General features: G+C 61.4%; 7 protein-coding genes and 2 riboswitches. Of the genes, 4 read left to right on the forward strand and 3 right to left on the reverse strand.

Features of this window, described 5'->3' with window-relative positions; translation table 11 throughout:
- On the reverse strand, positions 1–2446 hold a 2446-nt coding region (gene cobN, locus ACM110_RS29900), incomplete at its 3' end, for a cobaltochelatase subunit CobN (protein WP_416130618.1).
- A gap of 3 nt (positions 2447–2449) precedes the next feature.
- Positions 2450–3520 (reverse strand): cobalamin biosynthesis protein CobW, encoded by a 1071-nt coding sequence (gene cobW, locus ACM110_RS29905; RefSeq protein ID WP_416130619.1) that lies wholly within the window; start codon positions 3518–3520, stop codon positions 2450–2452.
- 98 nt (positions 3521–3618) lie between these two features.
- A riboswitch (cobalamin riboswitch) is annotated at positions 3619–3831 on the reverse strand.
- Between the two features lie 188 nt (positions 3832–4019).
- A riboswitch (cobalamin riboswitch) is annotated at positions 4020–4245 on the forward strand.
- A gap of 120 nt (positions 4246–4365) precedes the next feature.
- Here cobW and ACM110_RS29910 point away from each other — a divergent pair.
- The 4 genes from ACM110_RS29910 to cobM all read left to right on the forward strand — a co-directional run bounded on the left by ACM110_RS29910 (position 4366) and on the right by cobM (position 6525).
- A complete protein-coding gene (locus ACM110_RS29910) occupies positions 4366–4560 on the forward strand; it encodes a CbtB domain-containing protein (protein ID WP_338581071.1) in 195 nt (64 codons plus the stop codon).
- An 11-nt stretch (positions 4561–4571) separates the two neighbouring features.
- Entirely contained in the window at positions 4572–5285 is a 714-nt protein-coding gene (locus tag ACM110_RS29915; protein WP_416130620.1) for a CbtA family protein, read from the forward strand.
- Positions 5282–5695, forward strand: a complete 414-nt coding sequence (locus tag ACM110_RS29920; protein ID WP_416130621.1) for a cobalamin biosynthesis protein — start codon at positions 5282–5284, stop codon at positions 5693–5695. Before ACM110_RS29915 ends, ACM110_RS29920 begins: the two co-directional genes overlap by 4 nt.
- Before the next feature lie 83 nt (positions 5696–5778).
- Positions 5779–6525 (forward strand): precorrin-4 C(11)-methyltransferase, encoded by a 747-nt coding sequence (gene cobM, locus ACM110_RS29925; protein ID WP_416130622.1) that lies wholly within the window; start codon positions 5779–5781, stop codon positions 6523–6525.
- 143 nt (positions 6526–6668) lie between these two features.
- Here cobM and nfuA read toward each other — a convergent pair whose 3' ends face one another.
- Positions 6669–7253, reverse strand: a complete 585-nt coding sequence (nfuA, locus tag ACM110_RS29930; RefSeq protein ID WP_007912592.1) for a Fe-S biogenesis protein NfuA — start codon at positions 7251–7253, stop codon at positions 6669–6671.
- Positions 7254–7403 lie beyond the last annotated feature (150 nt).

A 7403-nucleotide genomic window follows, 5' to 3' on the forward strand; every position in this document is an offset into this window, starting at 1 on the left:
ATGGTGTGTCAGCCACATTGATGTCGACTGACACACCATCGCGAGCAAGCTCGCTCCCACAGGGGTCATTCAGGGTCTGCGAGATCAGTTGTGCGGCGAACAGCTCAAGGCGTTCGCGGGTATCGCCCGCCGTGCGCCAAACCTCATCACTAACCGACATCAAGGCGTCTGGACGCGGCCCGCTCCACGGCTCGGCCAACGCACAGTCCAGCGGATCGAACCCCAGTGCGAACGCCTTGGCCAACGCGCGCAGCAAACTCGATTGCGCCCCGCGGCCATCGCCGCGCGGGATACGCAGCAGCGCGAGCAAGGTATCGATGCGCAAACGCCCGACCGGCGACTCGCCAAACACATGCAAACCGTCGCGAATCTGCGACTCTTTCAAATCGCACAGATAAGTGTCCAGACGCGGCAACCAGATCGCCGCATCGGCGTCGCTGTCGAGTTTTTCGTCCAGTTGCAGTTCGCGATCTATGTGCGTATCGCGCACCAGTTGCAGGATGTCGCGCTGCAACTCCCGGGCGCGGCGCGGATCGAGCAGTTGCGCTTCGTAATATTCGTCGGCCAACAGTTCAAGATTGCGCAGCGGGCCGTAGGTTTCGGCGCGGGTCAGCGGCGGCATCAGATGATCGATGATCACTGCCTGGGTGCGGCGCTTGGCCTGGGCGCCCTCGCCCGGATCGTTGACAATGAACGGATAGATGTTCGGCAACGGCCCGAGCAATGCGTCCGGCCAACAATTCTCCGACAACCCGACACCTTTGCCCGGCAGCCATTCAAGGTTGCCGTGCTTGCCGACATGGATCACGCCGTGGGCGCCGTAGGTGTTGCGCAGCCAGAAATAAAACGCCAGATAGCCGTGGGGCGGCACCAGATCCGGGTCGTGATACACCGCGCTCGGGTCCACTTGATAACCGCGCGCCGGTTGAATGCCGACGAAGGTCAGGCCGAAACGCAGGCCGGCGATCATCATCCGCCCGCTGCGACACATCGGGTCGCTTTCAGGCGCGCCCCAACGCTCCAGCACCGCGGCGCGATTGGCTTCGGGCAAGGCATTGAACATCGTCAGGTATTCATCCATTGCCAGACTCTGCTGGCACGGACGCTGGTCGAGAGTGTCCAGATCGTTGCTGACACCACCGAGCAATTGCTGGATCAACGCGGTGCCGCTGTCCGGCAAGTCCGCCGGTAACGGGTAACCTTCGGCGTGCAGCGCCCGCAGGATATTCAACGCCGCCGCTGGCGTATCGAGCCCGACACCATTGCCGATACGACCGTCGCGGGTCGGGTAGTTGGCGAGGATCAGCGCCACGCGTTTTTCTGCGTTGGGCAGCCGCGCCAGATCGATCCAGCGTCGCGCCAGTTCGGCGACAAAATCCATGCGCTCCGGTTGTGGCCGATAGCAAACCACATCGGACTGACTTCGCTCGCTGCGCCACGCCAGATCCTTGAAGCTGATCGGTCGGCTGATGATCCGCCCGTCCAGTTCCGGCAGCGCAATGTGCATCGCCAGATCACGCGGGCCAAGGCCTTGTTCGCTGGCGCGCCAACCCGGCTCGTTGTCCTGGGCGCAAATCGCCTGGATCACTGGGATATTGCGGCGAAACGGTCGCAAATGCGGCGCTTCCGGGCTGGACTGGGCGAAACCGGTGGTATTCAGAATCACCCCCGCTTCGACTTCATCCAGCCAATCCTCGACCACCGACAGGCAGCCGGGCTCTTTCAAACTGGCCAGCGCGATCGGCAGCGGGTTTAACCCCGCCGCCTGCAAGCGCTGGCAGAAAACATCGATGAACGCGGTATTCGCCGCCTGCAAGTGCGAGCGGTAAAACAGCACCGCCGCCACCGGTTGATCGACCCGCCAATCGGCTTGCCAATCCTGCAGTGTTGCGGGGCTTTTATGGGGATGGTAGATCGCCGTGCGTGGCAGGGTTTGCGGCTCGGTCCAGACGTAATCCCGCGCCAGCCAACGGTTGGCCAGACAGCGGAAGAAATCCAGAGCGTTGCCCATGCCGCCTTGACGCAGATACTGCCAGAGCCGGTCGCGATCATCGACGCTGACGGTGCTCAAGTCACTGAGCTCAGGGTCGGGACGATCATCCCCCGGCACCAGAATCAGTTGCACGCCCCGTTGCGACAACTCCACCAACCGCTCGACGCCATAGCGCCAATAGGCGATGCCGCCGTGCAGCGAAATCAGAATGACCTTGGCGTGACGCAAAACCTCATCGACATAGAGATCGACCGAGGCATGATTCTGCACCTGCATCGGATTGGCCAGGCGCACGCTCGGGTAATCGTCGGGCAACTGCTGCGCCGCTTCGGCGAGCAGCGCCAGACTGGAATCGCCGCTGCACAGGATTACCAGCTCGGCGGGGGTTTGGCCAAGGTCGGCGATGTTGTCATCCGACACGAAACCGCCGGGCTGGGTCCTGAGCAGGTGCATGGCTTACACGCTGAGCGCGGCGCGCAATTGCGCTTCGAGTAGTGCGGCGTCCAGTGCCTGGCCAATCAATACCAGACGGGTGACGCGCGACTCTTCGGCGCCCCACTGACGGTCGAAGTGTTTGTCGAAACGGGTGCCCACGCCCTGGATCAGCAGGCGCATCGGTTTGTTCGGGATGGCGGCGAAACCTTTCACGCGCAGGATGCCGTGCTGCACCACCAGTTGGGTCAACGCGTCCATCAGCAGGCTTTCGTCAGCTTGCGGCAGTTCGATGGAGATCGAATCGAAGGCATCGTGATCGTGGTCATCGTGATCGTCATCACCGTCGTGGTGGTGATCGTGGTGACTGTGACGGCTGTCGATGTGCTCTTCGGAACCGGCGCCTAGGCCGATCAGCACGTCAAGTGGCAGGCGACCGCTGCTGGCTTCGATGACTTTCACCGCTGGCGGCAATTCTTCAGCGACTTCCAGGCGCACGCGGGCCAGGTCTTCCGGGCTGATCAGGTCGGCCTTGTTGAGGATCACCAGATCGGCGCTGGCCAGTTGATCGGCGAACAATTCGTGCAGCGGCGATTCGTGGTCCAGGTTCGGATCAAGTTTGCGCTGGGCGTCGACCTGATCCGGGAACGCGGCGAAAGTGCCGGCGGCCACGGCCGGGCTGTCGACCACGGTGATCACCGCATCGACGGTGCAGGCACTGCGGATTTCTGGCCATTGGAAGGCTTGCACCAGCGGTTTTGGCAGGGCCAAACCGGACGTTTCGATCAGGATGTGGTCGAGATCGCCACGACGGGCGACCAGTTCGCGCATCACCGGGAAGAATTCTTCCTGGACGGTGCAGCACAGGCAGCCGTTGGCCAGTTCATACACGCGGCCATTGGCTTCTTCTTCGGTGCAACCGATGGAGCACTGCTTGAGAATTTCACCGTCGATGCCCAGCTCGCCGAACTCGTTGACGATCACCGCGATGCGGCGGCCCTGGGCATTGTCGAGCATGTGCCGCAGCAAGGTGGTTTTGCCCGAGCCGAGGAAGCCGGTAACGATGGTGACGGGGAGTTTGGCCAGTGTTTTCATCGGATGCCCTTTGGCAAGGTGGCGGGCATACGGGACGAGTACCGGCAACGCACATGCGCGCCGGAAGCGTTCGCCACCGGATCACCCCGCCCGGTTGTAGTGAGAATCTGTATCGAGGCAGGTCTCCTGGCTGACGGTGTGCCAGTCGCTTGACTGGCGTTTGCTGCGCCTTCCCGCGGGCTCAAGGGTTGAGCGTGCAGTGGCGTGGCAGCGAACATCACCGTTCACAGTTGCGGGGGCAGCCGCGGCATTGACCGCGTTCCCTTCTTAGCTTCGACAAACGCCGAAGAACCTCGAAAGCGCAAGGCTACGCATGGTATTGGGGCGGGTCAATGTTCAAGCGCAGTTCTGCAGCGCCTGACATGGCGCCATCGCGAGCAAGCTTTGCTCCTACAAGGCGCAGGTGTACCCGTAGGAGCAAAGCTTGCTCGCGATTGGGGCGACTCGGTTTCGAGTTGAGAACCCTTGCCAATTGACGCCCAACCCCCGCCCATGCTCTCCTACGCATCTTGTTACGGGTGCCCTTCACAGGGTGAAACGGGAAACCGGTGAATCATGTGCTTTACTCAAAGCCATGTCAGTCCGGTGCTGCCCCCGCAACGGTAAGCGAGCGAAGCGTCAGATCCACTGTGCCAATCAGGCATGGGAAGGTGATGCTTGCAGGATCAGGCAGACGCCTGCGCCCCTCGTGAGCCCGGAGACCGGCCCGCAACACAAAGTGAAAACACAATCACTGAATGACAAACCGGCGGTGGGCGGGCGCTGTTCGAATCTCTGCGCGCCCGGTCGTGCGGAGGCTCTGCATGCGCTTTTGATTCCCCGCTGACAGACCAGAGGGAAACGCCATGTCGATCATCAGCAGCACCGGCCACAGCAGCTCTTCCAGCGCCACCACAACCCTGACTCAACGCCTGACCGCCGCCGTTTGTGCGTCGATCCTCGGCGCGTGCCTGGTGTACTTCGCCGGTTTCTCGCACATCGAAGCGGTGCACAACGCCGCGCACGATACCCGCCACAGCTCTGCATTCCCGTGCCATTGAGACCTGCCGACATGATCAAGCGTATTGCGCAAACCGCAGGTTTCACCGGGCTGCTCGCCGCCCTGCTGCTCACCCTGCTGCAAAGCTTCTGGGTCTCCCCGCTGATTTTACAGGCCGAAACCTACGAGAAATCCGAACCGGCCGCTGTAGAAATGCACGAACATGCCCACGCCGAGGGCGCTGTCGCCGCTCACACCCACGATGCCGAAGCCTGGGAGCCGGAAGACGGCTGGCAGCGCGTGCTGTCGACCACTGGCGGCAATCTGGTGGTGGCGGTCGGTTTCGCCCTGATGCTCGCTGGCCTCTACACTCTGCGCGCGCCGACCAAAACCTCTCAGGGCCTGCTCTGGGGCCTGGCCGGTTATGCGACCTTCGTACTGGCGCCGACCCTCGGCCTGCCGCCTGAACTGCCAGGCACCGCTGCCGCCGATCTGGCACAACGGCAGATCTGGTGGATCGGTACTGCCGCGTCCACTGCTGTCGGCATCGCGCTGATCGTGTTCAGCCGCCACTGGCTGATGAAAGTTCTTGGCGCGGCGATCATCGCCGTTCCCCATGTGATTGGCGCACCGCAACCGGAAGTGCATTCGATGCTCGCGCCGGAAGCACTGGAAGCCCAATTCAAAATCGCTTCGCAGCTGACCAACGTGGCGTTCTGGCTGGCCCTGGGCCTGATCAGCGCCTGGTTGTTCCGCCGCAAAAGCGATGGTCAATACCACGCATGACTGATGTCAGCGCAGCGCCGACCCTGGTGGTCGGCCTGGGCTGCCAGCGCGGCTGCCCGGTCAATACGTTGCGGGCGCTGCTGGATCAGGCGCTGCAAGCGCATCAAATCGAGCTGAATCAAATCAAGGCCCTGGCCAGTATCGACTTGAAGCGTGATGAACCGGCGCTGATCGAATTGGCTGCGCAACTGGCCCTGCCGCTGATGTATTTCAGCAGCGAACAACTGGCCGGCTATCAGCCACAACTGAGTCACCATTCCGAGATCGCATTCGAGCGCACCGGCTGCTACGGCGTGGCGGAAAGCGCCGCCCTGGCCCTGGCCGAACAACTGGCCAATGCACCGGCCAAGCTGTTGATCCCGCGACAAAAATACGCCCAGGCCACCCTGGCATTGGCCAGCGCTGAATAAAATCCCCGATAATTCGCGCATTCGATCATGAGCAATCTTCATCTGAAGCCTTGCCCAGCCCCTTTTTCCCACAGGAACCGACGATGACCGTCTACTTCATTGGCGCAGGTCCCGGCGACCCGGAACTGATTACCGTCAAAGGCCAACGGCTGATTCGCAGCTGCCCGGTGATCATCTATGCCGGCTCACTGGTGCCCGCTGCGGTGCTTGAAGGCCATCACGCCGAAACGGTGGTCAACAGCGCCGAACTGCACCTGGAACAGATCATCGACTTGATCAAGACCGCCCACGCGAACGGCCAGGATGTGGCGCGGGTGCATTCCGGCGATCCGAGCCTGTATGGCGCCATCGGCGAGCAGATTCGCCACCTGCGCGAACTCGGCATTGCGTTCGAAATCATCCCCGGCGTGACCGCAACTGCAGCCTGTGCAGCGTTGCTGGGGGCGGAGCTGACACTGCCGGACGTGTCACAAAGCGTGATCCTGACCCGCTACGCCGACAAAACCGCAATGCCGCCGGGTGAGGAGTTTTCCAGCCTGGCGCAACACGGCGCGACCATGGCGATTCATTTGGGGGTTAATCACCTGACGAAAATTGTTGAGGAGCTGCTGCCGCATTACGGCGCGGATTGCCCGATTGCGGTGGTTCATCGCGCAACCTGGCCGGATCAGGATTGGGTGGTCGGGACGCTGGCGGATATCGCCGGGAAGGTTGAAGCCAAGGGTTTCCGCCGTACGGCGTTGATTCTGGTGGGCCGGGTGCTGGGCAGTGATCATTTCGGCGAATCGTCGCTGTATCGCGCCGGGCATGCGCATTTGTATCGACAGTAAGATCAAAAGATCGCAGCCTTCGACAGCTCCTACATTGCGATGTGAACACCTGTAGGGGCTGCCGAAGGCTGCGATCTTTTAACCTTCATGCATAAAAAAACGGCGCTCACGGGGCGCCGTTTTTTCATTTCGCAGCGAACACCTTAGTAGTAGGCGTTTTCTTTCTGCGTGTGGTCGGTCACGTCGCGCACGCCCTTGAGCTCTGGAATGCGCTCGAGCAAGGTGCGCTCGATGCCTTCCTTCAAGGTGACGTCTGCCTGGCCGCAGCCCTGGCAACCGCCGCCGAATTGCAGAACGGCGATGCCGTCTTCAACGACGTCGATCAGGCTGACCTGACCGCCGTGGCTGGCCAGCCCCGGGTTGATCTCGGTTTGCAGGTAGTAGTTGATGCGCTCGTTGACCGGGCTGTCGGCGTTGACCATCGGTACTTTGGCATTTGGCGCCTTGATGGTCAGCTGGCCGCCCATGCGGTCGGTGGCGTAGTCGACAACCGCGTCGTCCAGGAAGGCTTCGCTGAAGTGATCGATGTAGGCAGTGAAGCTTTTCAGCCCCAGCGCCGTGTCTTCGGGCTTTTCTTCTCCCGGCTTGCAGTAGGCAATGCAGGTTTCTGCATACTGGGTGCCAGGCTGGGTGATAAAGACGCGGATGCCGATGCCCGGGGTGTTCTGCTTGGAGAGCAGATCAGCCAGGTAATCGTGGGCGGCGTCGGTAATGGTAATAGCGGTCATGGAAACTCCTCGCAGGCTTGGGCGCAGTTTACGCCAATCATCGCCGCGGACACAGTCCTAGTATGTTTGTCGGGAAAGATTCCCGTTTTCCAGTAGGAGCTGCCGCAGGCTGCGCTCTTTTGATTTTTATCTTTTTGCATATTTCAAACT

This window comes from Pseudomonas sp. NFX98, from assembly GCF_047784845.1.
Taxonomy (GTDB): Bacteria; Pseudomonadota; Gammaproteobacteria; order Pseudomonadales; family Pseudomonadaceae; genus Aquipseudomonas.